Source organism: Rhizobium sp. BK176 (genome assembly GCF_024808055.1).
Map to the genome: position 1 here is coordinate 1 of NZ_JANUBV010000041.1, position 17,969 is coordinate 17,969.

General features: G+C 56.3%; 17 protein-coding genes and 3 pseudogenes. 11 read left to right on the forward strand and 9 right to left on the reverse strand.

The window, feature by feature from the left end; translation table 11 throughout:
* Positions 1-59: 59 nt before the first annotated feature.
* Positions 60-314 (reverse strand): WGR domain-containing protein, encoded by a 255-nt coding sequence (locus tag FHT76_RS39650; protein WP_183865087.1) that lies wholly within the window; start codon positions 312-314, stop codon positions 60-62.
* Positions 315-566: 252 nt separating this feature from the next.
* Here FHT76_RS39650 and FHT76_RS39655 point away from each other — a divergent pair, with 252 nt between their 5' ends.
* Positions 567-776 carry a cold-shock protein gene (locus tag FHT76_RS39655; RefSeq protein WP_183759250.1) on the forward strand — a complete coding sequence of 70 codons (210 nt, stop codon included), beginning with the start codon at positions 567-569 and terminating at the stop codon, positions 774-776.
* Positions 777-897: 121 nt separating this feature from the next.
* On the opposite strand, the pseudogene FHT76_RS39660 reads toward FHT76_RS39655, so the two are convergent.
* From FHT76_RS39660 to FHT76_RS39670, 3 genes and pseudogenes are all read right to left on the reverse strand, one after another.
* A pseudogene (locus FHT76_RS39660) lies at positions 898-1,805 on the reverse strand (hypothetical protein).
* A 240-nt stretch (positions 1,806-2,045) separates the two neighbouring features.
* Positions 2,046-2,309 (reverse strand): DUF982 domain-containing protein, encoded by a 264-nt coding sequence (locus FHT76_RS39665; protein ID WP_183759248.1) that lies wholly within the window; start codon positions 2,307-2,309, stop codon positions 2,046-2,048.
* A gap of 253 nt (positions 2,310-2,562) precedes the next feature.
* A complete protein-coding gene (locus tag FHT76_RS39670) occupies positions 2,563-2,838 on the reverse strand; it encodes a hypothetical protein (RefSeq protein ID WP_259186780.1) in 276 nt (91 codons plus the stop codon).
* Positions 2,839-2,969: 131 nt separating this feature from the next.
* Here FHT76_RS39670 and FHT76_RS39675 point away from each other — a divergent pair, with 131 nt between their 5' ends.
* Positions 2,970-3,449: a hypothetical protein gene (locus FHT76_RS39675; protein WP_183865085.1), complete on the forward strand. Its 480-nt coding sequence runs from the start codon at positions 2,970-2,972 to the stop codon at positions 3,447-3,449.
* An 810-nt stretch (positions 3,450-4,259) separates the two neighbouring features.
* On the opposite strand, the gene FHT76_RS39685 is transcribed toward FHT76_RS39675, so the two are convergent.
* Entirely contained in the window at positions 4,260-4,691 is a 432-nt protein-coding gene (locus FHT76_RS39685; protein WP_259186782.1) for a pyridoxamine 5'-phosphate oxidase family protein, read from the reverse strand.
* A gap of 238 nt (positions 4,692-4,929) precedes the next feature.
* Between FHT76_RS39685 and FHT76_RS39690 the strand changes: the two genes are divergently transcribed.
* Positions 4,930-5,118 carry a hypothetical protein gene (locus FHT76_RS39690; protein WP_183759244.1) on the forward strand — a complete coding sequence of 63 codons (189 nt, stop codon included), beginning with the start codon at positions 4,930-4,932 and terminating at the stop codon, positions 5,116-5,118.
* A 64-nt stretch (positions 5,119-5,182) separates the two neighbouring features.
* Here FHT76_RS39690 and FHT76_RS39695 read toward each other — a convergent pair whose 3' ends face one another.
* From FHT76_RS39695 to FHT76_RS39710, 4 genes are all read right to left on the reverse strand, one after another.
* Positions 5,183-5,527: a DUF2934 domain-containing protein gene (locus tag FHT76_RS39695; protein ID WP_183759243.1), complete on the reverse strand. Its 345-nt coding sequence runs from the start codon at positions 5,525-5,527 to the stop codon at positions 5,183-5,185.
* Between the two features lie 104 nt (positions 5,528-5,631).
* Positions 5,632-6,072, reverse strand: a complete 441-nt coding sequence (locus tag FHT76_RS39700; RefSeq protein WP_183759242.1) for a DUF421 domain-containing protein — start codon at positions 6,070-6,072, stop codon at positions 5,632-5,634.
* A gap of 659 nt (positions 6,073-6,731) precedes the next feature.
* Positions 6,732-7,343, reverse strand: a complete 612-nt coding sequence (locus tag FHT76_RS39705) for a flavodoxin family protein (RefSeq protein ID WP_259186803.1) — start codon at positions 7,341-7,343, stop codon at positions 6,732-6,734.
* An 82-nt stretch (positions 7,344-7,425) separates the two neighbouring features.
* Positions 7,426-7,764, reverse strand: a complete 339-nt coding sequence (locus FHT76_RS39710) for a hypothetical protein (RefSeq protein ID WP_183759240.1) — start codon at positions 7,762-7,764, stop codon at positions 7,426-7,428.
* Positions 7,765-8,206: 442 nt separating this feature from the next.
* Between FHT76_RS39710 and FHT76_RS39715 the strand changes: the two genes are divergently transcribed.
* From FHT76_RS39715 to FHT76_RS39750, 8 genes and pseudogenes are all read left to right on the forward strand, one after another.
* Positions 8,207-9,376: a zinc-dependent alcohol dehydrogenase gene (locus tag FHT76_RS39715; RefSeq protein ID WP_183759239.1), complete on the forward strand. Its 1,170-nt coding sequence runs from the start codon at positions 8,207-8,209 to the stop codon at positions 9,374-9,376.
* Between the two features lie 18 nt (positions 9,377-9,394).
* A complete protein-coding gene (locus FHT76_RS39720) occupies positions 9,395-10,216 on the forward strand; it encodes an SDR family oxidoreductase (RefSeq protein ID WP_259186784.1) in 822 nt (273 codons plus the stop codon).
* Positions 10,217-10,381: 165 nt separating this feature from the next.
* Positions 10,382-10,607: pseudogene (locus FHT76_RS39725) on the forward strand (integrase core domain-containing protein); the annotation flags it as partial.
* 311 nt (positions 10,608-10,918) lie between these two features.
* Positions 10,919-11,695: an SDR family NAD(P)-dependent oxidoreductase gene (locus tag FHT76_RS39730; protein WP_259186785.1), complete on the forward strand. Its 777-nt coding sequence runs from the start codon at positions 10,919-10,921 to the stop codon at positions 11,693-11,695.
* Complete coding sequence (gene treZ, locus FHT76_RS39735) at positions 11,695-13,485, forward strand: malto-oligosyltrehalose trehalohydrolase (RefSeq protein ID WP_259186786.1); 1,791 nt, start codon at positions 11,695-11,697, stop codon at positions 13,483-13,485. The genes FHT76_RS39730 and treZ overlap by 1 nt, the downstream gene beginning before the upstream one ends.
* 1,845 nt (positions 13,486-15,330) lie before the next feature.
* Positions 15,331-16,520 (forward strand): annotated as a pseudogene (locus FHT76_RS39740) (IS3 family transposase).
* A 517-nt stretch (positions 16,521-17,037) separates the two neighbouring features.
* The gene (locus FHT76_RS39745) at positions 17,038-17,262 is read left to right on the forward strand and encodes a hypothetical protein (protein WP_259186788.1); all 225 of its coding nucleotides are present in this window, start codon (positions 17,038-17,040) and stop codon (positions 17,260-17,262) included.
* A gap of 61 nt (positions 17,263-17,323) precedes the next feature.
* A complete protein-coding gene (locus FHT76_RS39750) occupies positions 17,324-17,764 on the forward strand; it encodes an Lrp/AsnC family transcriptional regulator (RefSeq protein ID WP_259186789.1) in 441 nt (146 codons plus the stop codon).
* The last annotated feature ends 205 nt before the right edge of the window (positions 17,765-17,969 follow it).

The window sequence follows — 17,969 nt, forward strand, 5'->3', positions numbered from 1 at the left end:
ACACTGACCTCGACGACAACGACGAAGGGCAGGCGGCGTGAGCCGCCTGCCTCTCCCCATCAAACGGCTGGCGATCTCGTCCTGTAACCTCGGGATCGCTTCTCCTTTAGCAGATGAAGAAACGTGTCCACCGCAGCCTGTTCATGGGCGAAATGTTCGATCCTGACCTGGCCCCGCGTGCCGATACGTCCCCATCGCCGCGTCAGACAGGTATCTCCAAACAGACTAGCGGAAACCTCGAGCGCATAAAATCGCGCCACGTTCCGGTTGGCGTCCTTCCGCTCGATGTAGAGGTGATAGGGCTGTTGAAGCATGGAGACAGATTCGCTTCCGGCAGCCTCCTCGTCCAACGAGAGTTTTGAATCGATCCACGCTGATCGATTCAAGTTCGTGAACAATGGCCACCACAGCGCCGGACTCGAGATCTTGAAAGCCGGTGGCCAGTCATGCTTCCGGTTCCATGTGGCATCACGGTCATTGCGTTCCGAGATTTGCGCATCCCAAGGCTTGTCATTGCCTGCTGCCCGTTTATGGTTTGCATCGCAGGGGTTCACAGGAGGTGGCACATGCCGACAGGAACAGTAAAATTCTTTAATCAGGACAAGGGATTTGGCTTCATCCAGCCAGACGATGGGTCGGGCGATACGTTTGTTCACATCTCGGCTGTGCAGCGGTCCGGCCTGGATGGCCTGCGCGAAGGCCAGAAGGTAAGCTACGACATCGTCGCTGACCGTCGGTCCGGCAAGTCATCGGCTGAAAACATCAAGGCCCTTTGATATCGCGCTCCTTCGTCTCCGGCTGAGGAGGCGGGATCCCGGTCCAGGCGCGACTACAATGGGGACAAACCCTTTGAGCGAAAGAAGAGCGCGTCCTATCCCGAAGCGCTCTTTTTGATCGTCACATCTTGCTGCGACCGATCGCAACAAGGTCCTCTTCCTCGTCGCGTTGTCTGCCGCCCAGAGCAGCGGCGGCGGACGCAATGAAGGCCCCGATCAATAGCGACAGCGAGCCGAGCATGGCAGTGGTCGCAGACGCCTTTCTTGCCTTGTCAGCCGCCGTTTGGGCTGCTGTCTTGGCGTCATCGATCTGTTTCAGGACCGTGTCGACCCGGCCGCGGGCATCGGCTTCAGACAAGCCGGTGCGAGCGGCAACGATGGAGGCGATATATGTTTTGTCCTGATCAGGGATCGAACCATTCTTTGCGCCTTGCAACAGGATGCGGGAAATCTCGGCCGTCGCAGCACCATTGGTTTCACCGGCGCGGTCTGCCGTCTGTTGCTCGGGTCGGAGAAGAGCGTCAGTGAAGTACGAGGTCGCGAGATCAGGCCCCGAGGACGATGCTGCAGCTGCGCCGCCTGCCACTGTAGCGCCGGTTGCAATCGTGCCGACGGCACTTGCTCCCGCACTTGCCAGCGAGGTTAATGACGATGCGAGAAAGCCAGCCACGAACACCGTCGCGACCGCCCAGCTCAGGAAACCATGGGCTGTGTCACGAAAGAACACTTCGTCGGTATGGGCTGCTGCCCACTTGGTCCGCAGCCGGCCCGTCAGATAGCCGCCCAGAGCAGAAGAGAGCCATTGGACAACGACCAGCCAGATTGCTGCAGTCACACCAACCGTTGCAGCAGAACTGCTTTCGCCCGACCAGGGCGAAACCATAGTCAGCCCCACACCTGAACCGACAAGCAGCAGAATGTGGCACCAGTTGCTGCCACCGCGCCTCCGAATATCGACCCCCAGGACATCCCGGACTTCGAAGATTCGATCGGCATCACGTCAACTTTTCTTTCATACGCTACAGACATCTCGAACTCCTAGCGCATGAAAAGAACAAGTAGAATGACGATAGGCAGTGGAATGCCAAGAAGCCAGAGGAGAAGACCACGTCCCATTTCAATACCTCCAAAGTTGGAACAGTTTTGCAGGTCCCGAACGCCAGGAGTTCCTCTTTGTTCCCTTATAGATGGCGGCTGACGCGGCTGCCCCGCTCCGCGCGACGCAATCCTCGAAAACACAGGACGGGGAGGCAGCTGTCCCGGTTGTCATCAGCAGACAATTGAAAGGTGAGGAATGCGCACTTCATCGGCAGCGCGGAGAAGGGCCTCCCTGGCTGCAAGGGCCGGCGCAGCGCGCTTGTAGGCGTTCAGGCAGACAACAAGCGCATTGATGTATTCTTCCCCGTCATCGCAGGGCCAATCCTCGACCAGAACCATTGCGGCATCTGCGACGTTCTGCACCAGCTTGTATCTTTGTGCGCCACCAAAGAGCAGTCTTACAGCGGGAAATTTATCCGGTGTGTTCAGACTCATAACGATTGCCCTCATCGCTCGGAAATATTAGCGGCGATGCAATAATCGTTCCAGTTGGCCCAAGTGGCCCAGCGGAAGCAACCGGTAGTAGAAGCGCTGGCGGAAGACTGGGGCGAGTGCTTGTCGGATCGAACCGATCTCAGGTCATTGCGCACCGGCAAACGTGAACCGACGAGCCGTTACGCCCAACACTCTCCCCATTCGCCGACGCATGGCAGCAGGCCGATGTCAAACGCCCGGCAGGCGATCTGGATCAGTGCGACAGATCACTGGGCAGAAGGCTTTCGGTATCCACCAGCGGGTCATCTCGCGTAGGGCGGCTATTCGACTCGTCCGGTCGGGTAGCGCCGCTGTCGTCGAACGCCGTTAGTTGCACCATCACTGCCTCGGCATGATCGATCGCATTCTGATCGTCAAGGAGATGGTCCTCATTGCTCATACGGACAAGAACACTTTCCCCACCTTCGCCGACGAACTCCACCATGACCTCGGTTCCTGCGTCACTGACCCTCGTATCGATAAGTTGCATCTGCAGTGTCCTCTTTGAGTGATGCTGTTGAACTCTTCAAGTTGGCGAAATGTTCCTGTCAACCGCACGAGGCGCATGCATCTTTTCGCCGCGGCGCGCGTTCCTGATCCAGCCAGTTCAGGAGCAGCCAAATGATCAAGAGCGAATACCCAGACGCCGAAAGCATCGATGATGAGGAGCTCGAGGAAATCATGGAGTCTGTTTTTCCCGACTCAACATCGGGTCCCAACGAAAATGTAATTGCTGGCCATCGGACGGCAGATACGGACCTCTTCCGAGAAGAGAAGACGGGGCGAAGAGAAGAGAGAGAGCGGGTCAAGTTCGCCCAGATACGTGATGACATCGATTTGATTAGACGTGATATCGAAACCCTCCGCAACAGGCTCGCTGTCGTGGTGGAACGGGCCGCAACGGTTGTGCAATCGCGAGCCGAGTGGGCAGACGCTGCAGCGCACGCGCAGCTTGGGGATTACCCATGGGCAAAACTCGCTGGTGCCATGATCGGAGCCTTCGTCGGGGCAAGATTCCTGAGGCGCCTCCCTGTTGCAGCGCTGACAACCGCAGCCGCTCCCGCTGTCCTGGCTGCTTTGCAGAAAAGCGCTTCCAATTAGTCATTCCTTCAAAACACCCGTGTTTCCACGTACAATTTCAATTGGCTGCCGGAGTACGTTCTGGCGCTCATTCGCTCCGCTCGGTACGCCGTTTGCCGGCACTGTCTGTCTGATTTTGGAACTGTTGCTGGCCAGCGGGTTCGGTCGCGTTCGGTTGGACGCCAGAGCGTGACCGCCTGTGTGACATGTCCTGCAACATGCGATGCGATCCATACGCACTCGTACAAACGGCTTGTACTGCCCTTACCAATGTGAACTATCGAGTCGCCGAGCGGCTCGCCCGCTGGCTCCTAATTTGCGATTATAGAATCGATGGTGACGAGCTTCCGCTGACGCATGAGTTCCGGTCAATCATGCTCGCGGCTCGCCGCCCCAGCCCATCAGAACGCGAGTATGAACGCTTACTTACGCCACTATCGAAGAGGTCGGCACGGTGCCACCTAGTCGCGCTTCGAGTGTTGCTACTGTCCAACCAGGTTTAGATGTTGTCTAATGTGTCCCAAACACCAGAATGGCCACAGCAATCCAGAACAATGCACAGATTTCAACGGCTATCAGCAAACCAATTGACCGATCACACACGGGGCTTCCTCCATCTCCTGCCTCTTGCCATGAACGCTGAAGTTGTAGTTTTGGTTCCGTGGTCGAAGAAGTTGCCCGTAGCAAAGAGCCGCAATTTTTCAAGTCGCTGGTGGTTCAAGCCCTGTCCTGGCGAAGGGCGACTCGGTCGTGCCAGGTTTTTACCGACATAGAGACCGGCTGGTTAGGGTAGGGCAGCAGGTAGCTGAATGCCGTCGCGAGGGACTATAATCACATTGAAATGGATCCGTTCTCCTCACCATCCCAGTACTGGATCTTCTCGGCGTGAACTTTGACCAGCACCATTCCCGGCGTGTTGAATTTCTCTGGAAACCAACGATTAAGCCCGTCGGTCCACCGGGCCTCGAACTCCTGTCGAACTCTGATGAGTTCAGCTTTGCCCTCAACGGAAACAAAAATTCCGGGCTTTCCGAGAAGACCAGGAGGCGCTGTGAACGTAAGCGACAGGGCGGGGTTGCTTTTCAGATCGTAGATCTTGCGTGTGGCCTCGTAACTGAAGAACCAGGAATCGCCATCATATTCGACCTCGCCATTGTTGCTCATCGGTCGACTGGAAAGCACGTTGCCGCTATATGTCGTCATCATGCAGAAATCGATCTTCCGTAGTTTTTCCGATAACTCCTGAAGCGTCATTGTTGTCATGTTGTTTCTCCATCTGTGCGACGCAAAACAGTTGAAGACGAGGGCTGTTCCATTCACGGGCAAATTAGATCGAGCAACAGTGTAGTGTTCGATTGTGGCAAGCAAATTAGTGCTCAGTTGCCTTTACTGAAAACAGGTAAATTGCCTTGGACGGCCGACGACGGCAGAAAACACGAACCTGGCGTGCTGCGGAACAAAGCGATCTATCTGTCGTTTCATCACGGCAAGGAGATCAGAGATGCCGACTTCAGTCCCCAATCCAGCAGAGACACCCCGCGGCCCTCAACCAGAATCGGGCATCCCGGACCGGACGAAGGAGAAACCGCCACTCACGCCCGCACAGGATCCTGCGGACAACAAGAACCCAAACGACCCACCCCTTGATCCTGCACTTCTTCCGATCGGCGATCCGGCCGGCGCAGGTTGATCGCTTCACGCACAACCTGCAATTCCCGGAAAATAAGGAGAGGTCGGAAAATCGGTCACTCCCGTCACGGTTGCTCCCGTACACCAGGCGTGGCTTCGCGTTCATCGGCGTCTTCCAGATCGCTCTTGACGATAAAGACGTCCCTGTGTTGGCGCGCCGCTTCGCGTAGCGCATCTAGGTTCGGCACATCGTCGCTGTCCAGTTGGTCGTGGCCGTGAAGGATTTCACGTTCCGCCTGAAGCCAATGTTCGTCGTGACGATCGTCCGGGCTGCCCTCGGATTCCCAGATCTCATAGGCGCGGCTGCGGATACGATCGGTAACATTTTTATCGCTACTGGCGTCGGGTGTTGACATCGTTCCTCCATCGGGACGTGTCCCCTGGATCGGTGTGTTCGGTCGCTTTGCCATGATGATGCTCCTTGGAAGAATGCTGTCCCAAACGTAGAATGAGCGAAGAAGTTCCTCAGTCCGCATTTGCTTGAGGGGCCTACTGCCCGCGGGCTGTACAAGTCTCATTTTTTTATGATGCTGATGTTTCCACTGACCTCGAGGATTGCGAATTTGATGTCATCGATCGTTTCAATCCCCTGCTGGCTTCGAGCCGCCTCCATGATGTCATCCCGGCCCATCCGACAGCCGCGCAAGGCGGTGTCGTCGTAGACGCCGTGGCTTACAAGTATTGTCGGAACACCGTCAACGACATGCGCAGCTCGTGTCCACCCTCGTTTTACATAGGACAGAGCAATATCGGTCGTGAAAAGTGTGAGGATGAGAATGATTGCGTTGGTGACCGAAAAGTCGTCTGCAAGCATTGCTTGTTGCGTCGTTTCGGAAATGACGAGAACAATCACCAAGTCAAACGGAGTCATCTGCGCCAAGGTCCGACGCCCAGACAGCCTGATAATGAGGAGTAGGCTAAAGTAGATCGCAAGTCCGCGAATGACGGAGTCCATCTCTTCCCCTTACGGAAAAACGAACACTGACTGATTGACCACCTCGGTCCCGATGCCGATATGGTACTTCCGAAGCCAGGGTCGTTGCGTTTGAAGCCTCAACATCACCGCAAGCTTGGCACGCGGATCGGCGGGAAATCGATAGCCAGTCCGGCCACCCACAACGACGGTCTCCGACGGTCGTGGATCGATAGTCTCGAGGGAAAACGTCCGATGAAAGCCCTCATCGACTAGGAATGTCCTTACATCTGCAGATGCATCAAATGTGATTTTTATTGTCTCCGGCGCGTGCCAGCGTGAGATAGCAGGCACCTCCATGATTCCACCTCGGACCGTTACGGTTCTTTCGGCGAAGAGGCCCCCCCGGCCAAACAAACCAAGAAGACATGCAACCAGGATTGCGGCAAAACCGATCCACGCGCATCGCTGGACGAACCAAAAGCACCGCTGGAATTTACTATGGTCCTTTACGCCCTCAGGATGATCAGGGGCGTCCATGGCGACGAACCGTGGAGGGGAGATGCGGACTATCGTTCATCAGCTGACGGCCACGTGCTGCTATCGCTCCATACCCCGAGGAACGTCGCCCGTCGGATGTCGGTGCTTTCGCGTCCCCGAAAATGAACGCGTTCTGCCGCGGAGGTCTCATCGAGCACGCCTCACCGCTGCCCCGGATATTGTTCTCGCCGAAGGAGGTTCGCAACATGAACGCTATTGCGGGCAAGCGTTTCGACCATCTTCGTGACTGCCGCCGGGACTTTGGCCAGATCCACGAAGTTCACGCTGCCCATGGCCTCGCCGACCCAGTAGCTGACCGCATTTGCCGGGATCGTAAAGCCGATGTCGTTAAGGGCTTGGAAAAGTTCCGCCGAAACGTGATGTGCGCCATCTTCGTTTCCGACGACAGCAACAGCTGCGACGCGGCCATACGAGACCATTCGACCAGCGTCATCAACCTCCTCGAGAAACGCATCCATTCGTTCCAGCACACGTTTCGCGACGCTTGAAGGCTGTCCCAGCCAAATAGGTGTTCCAAGGACCAACATGTCTGCGGCAAGAATCTTGGCTCTTATATCAGGCCATTCGTCACTAGCCCCTTCATCTGAGGTAACGCCAGGGAGAATGTTGAAGTCCGCCAGTCGTAATGTCTCGCTTTTCACGCCTTCTCGATCCAACGCCTCGGTGATCAAAGTTAGCATCCTGTCTGTTGAGGACGGATCGCCGCCGCTTCTTTTCAAAGTTGCATTGGGGGAGATTGCTGTCAGCGCCATCATTCGTCTCCATCGCCGTGCCGTCGGATCCCGGGTTCACGAGGAAAAGGCCGGTTTCGCCGGCCTTTTCAATATTCTCTCGCTATTGCTGATTGTCGGGGCATGCTTCGCTCACCGAAGCGCCGCCATTGCCGCCTTGCGTCGCGACGGAGCCAGGAGCCGGTTGTGCTGGGCAGCGCGTTCTGTCGACCGTACCGGTTGCATTGGTATTGCCGCCAGTCGTGCTGTTGGTGGCTTTGGGATCAACGACCGCCGGCATGTTGGTTCCGGTCTGCGTCTGTACGTCACCGTTTGCGCCGCCGCCCGCATCTTCGCCCATGGTCTTGTCACCCGCCATATTGTTCGGCACTGGATTGGACTGGGCATAAACAGATGTCGCCATGCCGAGGGAAAGAAGCGCGACAGCAAGAACCTTTTTCATTGGAATCTCCATATTGTTTAGTGTCTGACCGCTTCACAACCCCAAGCTTGGAAGGTTGTTCCACCCGCAGGCCATAGAACTTCTTCGTCCATTGCGCGATGGGCACTGCCCGTCACTTCGTTGGTCTGGTCGAGGGACGCGGTCCGTGTGCACGGAAGATCCATCGTCGCGGCCCAACAAACGCACGGCTTTGCTGCGCAAACCGATGGCCAAAACCAATTGAAGACTGCCATCGCCGGAGCCAACTAGATTGCATCCTCGCAGACAGGCATTTTTCTCCGGCTGTATCCAGCCATTCGAACTAGCTGTCCCATGATCCTGAAACGCGCGACCTTTTCGGATGCGAAAGGTATCTGCGCACCCTCGGGCTACCCATGAAGATGGGAACAAGTGTCGAAGGTCGAGGTTTAGTTCGCTCATCTTTGGCTGGAAAGGATCGACCATGAAAGCGCTCACCTGGCACGGCAAGCACGATATCCGCTGTGAAAGCGTGCCGGACCCGACGATTGAGGACGGTCGCGACGCAATCATCAAGGTTACGGCCTGTGCAATTTGTGGTTCGGATCTGCATCTCTACAACGGTGTAATGCCCGACATGCACAGTGGTGATGTGATGGGACATGAGACAATGGGCGAAGTCGTCGAGGTCGGCAAGGAAAACAAGAAATTGAAAGTCGGCGATCGTGTCGTCGTTCCCTTTACGATTTCCTGCGGAGAATGCTTCTTCTGCAAGCGTGGCTTTTTTTCTGGATGCGAGCGTTCAAATCCAGACCCCTCCAAGGTGCGGAAAATGTGGGGCAATTCGCCCGCTGGGCTCTTCGGTTATACCCATTTGCTCGGCGGTTACAGTGGCGGCCAGGCGGAGTATCTTCGCGTTCCATATGCCGATGTCGGCCCAATAAAGGTTCCCGAAGGCCTGACTGACGAACAGGTATTGTTTCTTTCCGATATTCTTCCGACCGGTTACATGGCCGCGGATTTCTGCAACATTCAGGCAGGCGATACCATTGCGATCTGGGGCTGTGGGCCCGTAGGTCTGATGGCAATCAGATCTGCATTCATTCTTGGAGCGGAACGCGTCATTGCCATCGATACCGTTGCGGAACGATTGGCTCTTGCCGCGGCGTCCGGCGCAATCACGCTCGATTTCATGGATGAGGATATCTACGACAAGATCATGGAGTTGACAGCCGGCCGCGGTGCAGACGCCTGCATCGATGCCGTTGGAACTGAAGCAGACGCGTCGGCAAGTTGGGATTCCCGGCTTGACCGTATCAAGGTGGCGACCTTCATGGGCACCGATCGGCCACACGTCTTGCGCCAGGCGATCCACTGTTGCCGAAATTTCGGTATCGTCTCCATCGTGGGCGTCTACGGTGGCTTCCTGGACAAGATTCCAATGGGTTCCGCCATCAATCGCGGGCTGACATTTCGAATGGCCCAGACTCCAGTCCAGCATTACCTACCGTTGCTGATGGAACGGATCCAATCTGGCGAAATCGACCCATCCTTCATCATTACACATCGTGCAACGCTTGAAGAAGGTCCGGACCTCTACAAGACGTTCCGTGACAAGCAGGACGGGTGCATCAAAGTTGTAATGAGGCCTTGACTCGAAAGGAAAAGCGAAATGGAACGCACACACGACGGGCAAGCCAAAGGGCTTGCCGTGGTCACAGGAGCCTCGAGCGGAATCGGTCTCGAGCTTGCTCAGATCGCCGCATCAAAGGGCTATGACCTCATTATAGCAGCAGACGAGCCTGAAATAGATGACATTGGCATGCATCTCAGTGATCTGGGGACCGCTGTAGAGGCCATCGAAACCGATCTTGCGACAATGAAAGGCGTCGATCGCCTTGTCGAAGCCGTCGTAGCAGACGGGCGGTCGGTTGACCTTCTGCTGGCGAATGCTGGTAGGGGACTTGGAAAGGGTTTTCTTGACCAGGACTTTACCCAAGTCCGGCGCGTGATCGATACCAACATCCTCGGTACAACATACCTTGTGCAGCAGATTGCTCGCCAGATGCGCTCACGCGGTGTCGGCCGCATACTTCTGACTGGCTCCATCGCCGGCTTTATGCCTGGAAGCTACCAGGCTGTCTATAACGGTACGAAGGCTTTCATCAATTCGTTTTCCTTCGCCTTGCGCGAGGAGCTTAAAGACACCGGCATTACGGTGACCTGCCTTATGCCGGGGGCGACGGAAACCCGTTTCTTCGAGCGGGCCGATATGCTCGACACCGAGGTGGGACAGGCCGAAAAGGACGACGCATCTGATGTTGCCCGGGCCGGCTTCGATGCAATGATGAATGGTGACGGTGACGTGGTTTCGGGATGGAAAAATAAATTTCAGGCCGCGGTCGCTAACGTCACGCCCGCGGGTATGCTCGCCTCACAGCATGCAAAAATGGCGGCGCCCGGTACTGGCAAGGACAAGAGCGGCAGCCAATAGGTCGGGCGTGCTTGAGGCCCCAGTTTTTCTTCTGGGGCCTCATCCCCAGCAAATCAACACCGCTCAGAGCGGTTTTGATCCTGGGGTCACTACGTATCGGCATCAGACCAAACCCAAATTGGCGACAACGAGATAGGCCAATGCAATCGCCCAGGCGATCCCAAAGGCAAGGGCGCTTGGCGGGACAACGTCTTCGTTGAGCGGCTTTGGCGCTCGATCAAATACGAGGAGGTCTATCTCCATACCTACAAGACCGTGTCCGAGGCCCGCACTGGCATCGGCCACGATCTGACTTTTTTCCAATACCCGACGTCCACCTTCATCCCTTGACCGGCAGACGCCGGATCAGGCTAACTTCAACGCGCTGACACCGATGATGGTGGCGGCATAATCGAGGCGGAAATCCACTTAGCGAAACGCTGCAATCTGTTCAGACAAACCGAGCCACCTCTGACGACGACCGCGACATAACGCAGTTTCTCAGTCTGTGCTTCTCATGCACGCCTACCCCTGCGACAATTGGAAGTTCCGTTGCTGAGGGACGGCCCGCACCGGCATATGCAAGCCCTCTATTCAAGGCGTCAATGAGGCTTTTGCAGCCCTGAGGGAAGTCCTCCTCAGGAACCGCTATCCAGCTTTGGCGTTACTGGGGCGTATATGAGCGGCAAGCCAACGATGCAATTCGTAGAACGGAGTTCAAACATGCTTACACCTGTCGCGCTTGTGACTGGCGCAGGTTCTGGAATTGGTCGAGCGACAGCAATTTGCCTCGCTGCGAACGGGTTTTCTGTCGGGCTATTGGGACACACCGCCGACGAACTTGAGGCTACGGCGCGCGACATCCGCAATGCCAATGGACACGCTCTGACATTGGTCGCGGATATCGGTATCGAACGTGACATGCGTGAAAGCGTGAGAAGATTGGTGGATGAATATGGTCGTCTCGACTCGGTGGTCGCGAACGCAGGTATCAACGGCGTCTGGGCTCCGATCGATGATCTCACGCAAGATGAATGGCAGCAAACGATCAACGTCAATCTGACGGGTACGTTTCTGACACTGCATATCTCGGTTCCCGAGCTGAAACGGAACGGCGGAGGATCAATCGTCGTTGTGTCTTCCATCAATGGAACAAGAACGTTCACGACCCCAGGCGCGACCGCCTATACTGCGACAAAGGCCGCGCAGGTTGCCATGGTTCAGCAATTGTCGCTTGAGCTCGCCCGACACCATATCCGTATCAACGCGGTCTGCCCCGGGGAGATCGAGACGAATATCGAAGCCAGCACGGCCCTGAGGGGAGAGCGGGAAACAGCCATCCCGGTGATCTGGCCGGATGGACAAGTTCCAATTACCGGGGGTGTGCCCGGAATGAGTACCGATGTCGCCGAAGTCATTGCCTTCCTGTTGTCTGATGCCGCCAGACATGTCACCGGAACGCCTGTTTTTGTCGATGGCGGACAGGGGTTACTGCGTTGATGACTTGCTCGTTGGAAAGATTTGCCTGGGGACCGTCGTACCAGGAGGACGGTATCTGCTTTCGACTTTGGGCGCCCGACGTCACGGCGTTGGCGCTGAGGGTCGGCTCCGAACATGTCTCCATGGATCGAAAGGAAGATGGTTGGTTCGAGACACTCAGGAGCGATGTGCCTACTCAGACGCATTACAGTTTCATCCTTCCGGATGGCACCGCTGTTCCCGATCCTGCCTCAAGATATCAGTCGGGCGATGTCGGAGGTCCATCCATGCTCGTGGATCCAAACGCCTACGACTGGAGACATCCAGATTGGCAGGGTCGGCCCTGGGAGGAAGCCATCATCTACGAACTCCATGTCGGGACGTTCACCGAAGACGGGACGTTTCGGGCAGCAGCAGAGCGGCTGGGCCTATTAGCGGATCTCGGGTTCACCGCGATTGAGGTGATGCCGATTGCACAATTTCCCGGCAGCCGTGGCTGGGGTTACGATGGTGTCCTTCACTACGCGCCTCACAATAGCTACGGCACTCCAGAGGATTTCAAAGCCTTCATCGACGCGGCTCACGGTCTTGGTCTGATGGTTTTTCTTGACGTCGTGTATAATCACTTCGGGCCTGAAGGAAATTATCTTCCGACCTATGCTCCCGCCTTCTTTCGAAGCGATAGTCCGACGCCATGGGGACCACGCATCGCTTTCGAGCGGATCCCCGTGCGTCAATATTTCATCGACAACGTCATGTACTGGCTTAGTGAATTCAGATTGGATGGCTTGAGACTGGACGCAATCGACCAGATCGATGACAAGAGCCATCATCATATCCTTGAGGAGATATCGGAGAGAGTCAGCCGCCACTTCGATGTGCGCCACGTTCATTTGATGACGGAGAATCCGGCCAACGGGACGGACATGATCGCTAATCGCAATGGGCGTCCACTGTTCAAGGCCGACTGGAATGATGACTTCCATCACGCGCTTCATGTCGTCGCCACCGGAGAGAACTCTGGTCATTACGCACCCTTTAAGGACGCTCCCTGGGTTAAACTGCGCCAAGCCCTGGCTAGCGGATATGTGAGGGAGGGAGTGCAGACACTGGGCGGCGCGAAGGTTCCAACCGAAGCAATTGCCCCTACATCGTTCGTGCATTTTCTGCAGAATCACGATCAGGTAGGGAACCGGGCGCAGGGCGATCGCCTTTCCAGCTTGGTGGGTGACGAAAATTTCCGTGCCTTCACCGAAATCCTGATGCTGTCACCTCAAATCCCGTTGATGTTTATGGGCGATGACCATCTGAGCTCACGACCATTTCGCTTCTTCGCCGACTATGAGGGGGAACTCGCCCGTGCGGTGCGTGAGAGCAGACCAAAGGAAGCGAGAAATTTTGGCTCGCCTTCCCGGGATACCGAAGGCGGCGAGATTGCGGACCCCAACCACTTGGCGACATTTCAGTCCAGCAAGCTTTTATGGAGCGAAGCATTCATGGATCGTCGGTTGCGTTGGCGAGAATGGCTCACCCGACTGATCAGTGTCCGGCGGAAGTGTATCGTACCGCATCTGATCCAGGCAAAAGGTCATTCCGGCAAGGTGGTCCCGTCGCTCGATCGATGCCTCTTTGTGGGATGGCAGCTCGGCGATCACGAGCTTCATTTGCGGGCGAATTTATCGGATATTGAGCTTGAATGTGATTTACCGCCCAATGCGCAGATCTATCCGGTCTTGACGCACAAACGCGGTACGCTGCCGCCAAATTCCGTCAGCGCCTTCATGATGGCGGAGGAAAACGGCAGTGGATAGAAGCCGCAGGGTGTGACTGACTTCTTCGGCACTGTCTCAGTAAAAAGAACTGCACGAAAGACGGCAGACATCGGCAGCTCGCTAGACTAAGACTAGACCGCGGCTCGGCCACAATTGCGGCCGAATTTGGAGCGAGGCCTCTCGCAGCTGCCTCAATGGAGATCTAGAGCCAGCTGCTGCCCTTTTACCTTTGGCAGCGGCAGGCCGATTTCGATCTTGCCGAAGGCCTGTTTCCGGCGTTCTGAGTCGCGCTCGCGTGCCTCCCGTACGCTGGCCACCACCAGCCCAAGCTCTCTGTCTCAATCTGATTGGAAAAAGGAGCCCCATAGAGTGGGGCTAAGGTGATGAGCAGCGCCCGAGAGTGGGCAACTCCCATACGATAACCTGCCAGATCGTCAGCTTCAAGCAAAACGACAGTCGGTTAGATTTCGTGAAGGTTGTGGACCGTGTGGCGTGCGGGAACCCCACTGCGAGAGTCGATCTTATGCGCCGCATGGATCAGACCGCGTTAGTTCTTGAGTTGCCACCACAGTGGAAAGCTCAAGGTTTCAGGAGCGCGGGTTCTTCTGAAACAGTGCCAAGTTGCTGCAGACGGTCTTTTACCCGAACCGGCGTCGGCAGTTGCCGCATTTTTGCTCGGATGCGCGGCACTCGCTAAGCCTCTCTCAGTCACTGCTGTGGATATCGGCGGGCAGAATGGTATCAGCGTACGTAGAACTAGAAGCGGGCGTGGCGTTTCAGTCGGTGGCGCTAATGGCGTCAACGCGAGCGTTGGAGACATCAAGCGGGGGCCTTGGCATGAATGCGTCGGTTGGCGGGTCTGCTGGCGTACATAGCAATACGTCCGGCGGGGGCAGCAGCGGCGGTCTCGCCGTCAGATTGGAATTCAGTCTGCGCGAGGGAACGTTTTACCGACAGTTCGCGTGATCTATCCATTTCTTTAAACAAGATTTCATCGCAGCGAGCTTCACCATGATGTTGATGGAAAGCCGTGGTGCTCGGGACAGTCGCGCCGTGTCAGCTTCGATGGACCTATGTATCATGAACGTGTCCCAACGGTTATAGCTGACACCGGCTTGCACGCCGCCAGCGGGGAATCGGCAATTTATACGCCGAGAAACCAGCCCCGACATGCGCAAGCAGCAAAGCCTCGGCCTACCCTAGTGAACGCGCAATGGTGACCATCTCTGGTGGACACCGTCAATCAGTTCCTTTTCGCAATGCGCGCCCTCCCTTACGAGAGCGACCAAAAGTGCCGCAATTTCAATGCTTGTCCTTCTATCGTGCGAAACGCTGTTCTCCCGGCAGAGGATCTTAAAGGCAACCTTCACGAACGAAAAGTTCGTAGGTAGCTTTCTATTTGGAGCTAGATTTGATCGTTTGTGGTCGATGTGTTTGAGCACTGCAGTCCAAGGCAAGATGCTGTCATCGGCCAGGCTGCTGACGAGATAGTCCTCATTCACTGCAATCTTTCGCAAGACCAGCCTCCCTCATTCAAAAGAAGTCGTTCGCGGCAAACACCAAGGCAACCTACCAGTATGAGCAACGCCTAATCAATGTACAAAAACAATAGTTCACTGTTTTATCGTTAGAGTAAACTTTAGAAAGGCACGATGACTGCCGCAACGTCAGGGATGTCCTCATCGAAGCAACCACATTGCGAGGGGAGGGTCTCGTTTGATTTTTCCAACGGACGCGCCACTCGTCGATCCACAAAACCCCACCCAGGTTGCTCTAATGGGGCCGCGCCGATCCGTGCTATGTCATGCGCCGTTACGCCGGTGACCTGCCACTGCGAATTTCCTCCAGATTGGACTAGAGTCCGGCCTATTAAAGGACGGACGAATGAAGAAGCAGAGATTTACGGAAGAGCAGATTATTGCGGTGCTGAAGGAGCAGGAGGCTGGCGCGAAGGTGGCCGACCTCTGCCGCAAGCACGGAATTTCAGAAGCAACGTTTTAAAATTGGAAAGCCAAATATGGCGGCATGGAAGTCTCCGAGGCAAGGCGGCTGAAGGCGCTTGAAGACGAGAACGCGAGACTGAAGAAGCTGCTGGCCGAACAGATGCTGGATGCAGCCGCACTTCGCGAGCTTCTTGCAAAAAAATGGTAGGGCCTGCCGCCAAACGCGACGCCGTCGCGCATCTGAAGACCGTCATGGGTCTTTCGGAACGGCGGGCCTGCCAGATTATATCTGCGGATCGGAAGATGGTGCGATATCGGTCCTGCCGACCGCCGGAGGTAGAATTGCGGGCGAAGCTGCGCGACCTCGCCAATGAGCGACGGCCTTTCGGATACCGGCGACTGTTCGTCCTGCTCGGCGGGACGGAGAGCCGTCCGGCGTCAATCGCATTTACCGGCTCTATCGCGAGGAAGGTCTTTCCGTTCGCAAGCGCAAAGCCCGGCGGCGTGCGGTCGGCACGCGTGCGCCGATCCTGGTCGAGGCGAAGGCCAATGCCCGCTGGTCGCTGGACTTCGTGCATGACCAGTTTGCCTGCGGCCGACGCTTCCGCGTCCTCAACATTGTCGATGATGTGACGCGCGAATGCCTGGCGGCGATCCCGGACACATCCATCTCCGGTCGACGTGTCGCCCGAGAACTGACGACGCTGATCGAACGACGCGGCAAGCCAGGAATGATTGTCTCCGACAACGGCACCGAACTAACGTCGAATGCCATCCTTGCCTGGTCGAAGGATCACAAGGTCGAGTGGCACTACATCGCGCCGGGAAAGCCGATGCAGAACGGCTATGTCGAGAGTTTCAACGGTCGGATGCGCGACGAGTTGCTCAATGAAAGCCTGTTCTTCGGCCTCGATCATGCCCGTAGCGCCATTGCTGAATGGGCGGACGATTACAACCATTTCCGGCCTCACTCATCGCTCGGATACAAAACCCCGGCAGACTTTGCCGGGACCATCGCCGCAACCGGCTCCAACGCTGCGGCAAGATGAAAGCTTCGCGCGTCCGCCGGTTGCTCACACCGCGCCACTTGGCATATTCAGAACCGCCGGGGCTCTAGTCGCTGCTGGGTGAAAGCTCCGTGGCAGGTCACCGTAGTCGTCGTTGAGACCCGGGAACTGCTATGTCCATGAACAAATCCGCGTGACAAGGCCTTATGGGCGGAACATTTGAGCCGCGAGGCCACGGCGCAGGAATTGATATCTCAGGGAAGTCGGTTCCTGTGATGGGGGAGAGTCACCACACGACACGGAGCATAAGTTGCAATCATTCAGGAGCTCGGCGCGCGCTTACAGTGTTGGTTGAGGTAAAGACACCGATGTCGATGCCAATATGGGTTTGGTAGCCGAGGCAGGGATTCGAACCCCGCGTCACAGCTCGAAGGCTGGAAGCGACCTCAGGACACCTAAGGATAAGGAGAGCACCGCGCTCCAATTACGCTTACGCTCGGCTGCGAAGGTAACGCAGGGGAGTCACGGTTGTTCCCGCATGTCGTCATTGTATGCTATATTACCCCAGCAATTTCCAGACGCATAGTTTCCTCCCCAGCGCCGTCGAAATGGTTCGGTTTGCGAAAGAAGGAGGCGCTGAGGTGATTGTTTTGACCGACTCGATCGCAGCACCGTTAGCCGAATACGCAGAGGAACTCTTGCTCGCGCCCGCTCAGCATTCAGTGATTTCCAGCAGCAATGCCCCGGGCCTGGTGCTCATCGAGGCGCTCGTTTCTAAGTTTTCTTTCGGATCCGGCGAACCTCAAGAAGGCCGAGAGGCTTACAAGTGCCATATCAGTGTATATGGCGGGCAGGGGCTGATTTAAACCTGCTTCGGGCTACGAAGCACCGCGATTGCCAGCAAGTAGAGATTCCTAGAAAGCAAAAATGCACGAGACCGCCAAATACATTCCCGACGAGTTGGACAGACGCCTCATCGCTCACCTGCGGGCTGATGGGCGGGCGTCGCTTTCGAAGCTGTCGGAGGCATTAGGGGTGGCGCGGGGAACAGTTCAGAACCGCCTCGATCGCCTTCTAAAGTCTGGGACACTTCTTGGCTTCACCGCCCGAGTGCGGGACGACTATAATGATGGCACCTTGCACGCGGTTATGATGGTGGAGGTCATAGGCAAGTCCACAACGCAGGTCATACGCAAGCTTCGGGGGCTGCCGGAAATATATTCCCTTCACACCACGAACGGAAACTGGGATCTTATTGCCAATATCAGGGCGGCAAGTCTGGCTGATTTTGATCGGGTATTAAGGGAAGTCCGAATGATTGATGGAGTGTCGAACAGTGAGACGAGTTTGCTACTCAGCAGTGTATGAGAGCTCGGCCCCCCAAAGCTGTGCGTTATGTATCATGGTGGCAGGCAGACTGCTGCGTCGATAAGCAGCCGCCGGATCCGAACGAGATGCCGACATATATGCCCGGCACTTCTCCGCTAGAAGTTGTATGTGGCACTCGATCGTGGGCTGGGGAGAAGTCCTGAGATTGTTCACAGACCAGGCGTTATTTGCGAGCGTGGGAGGG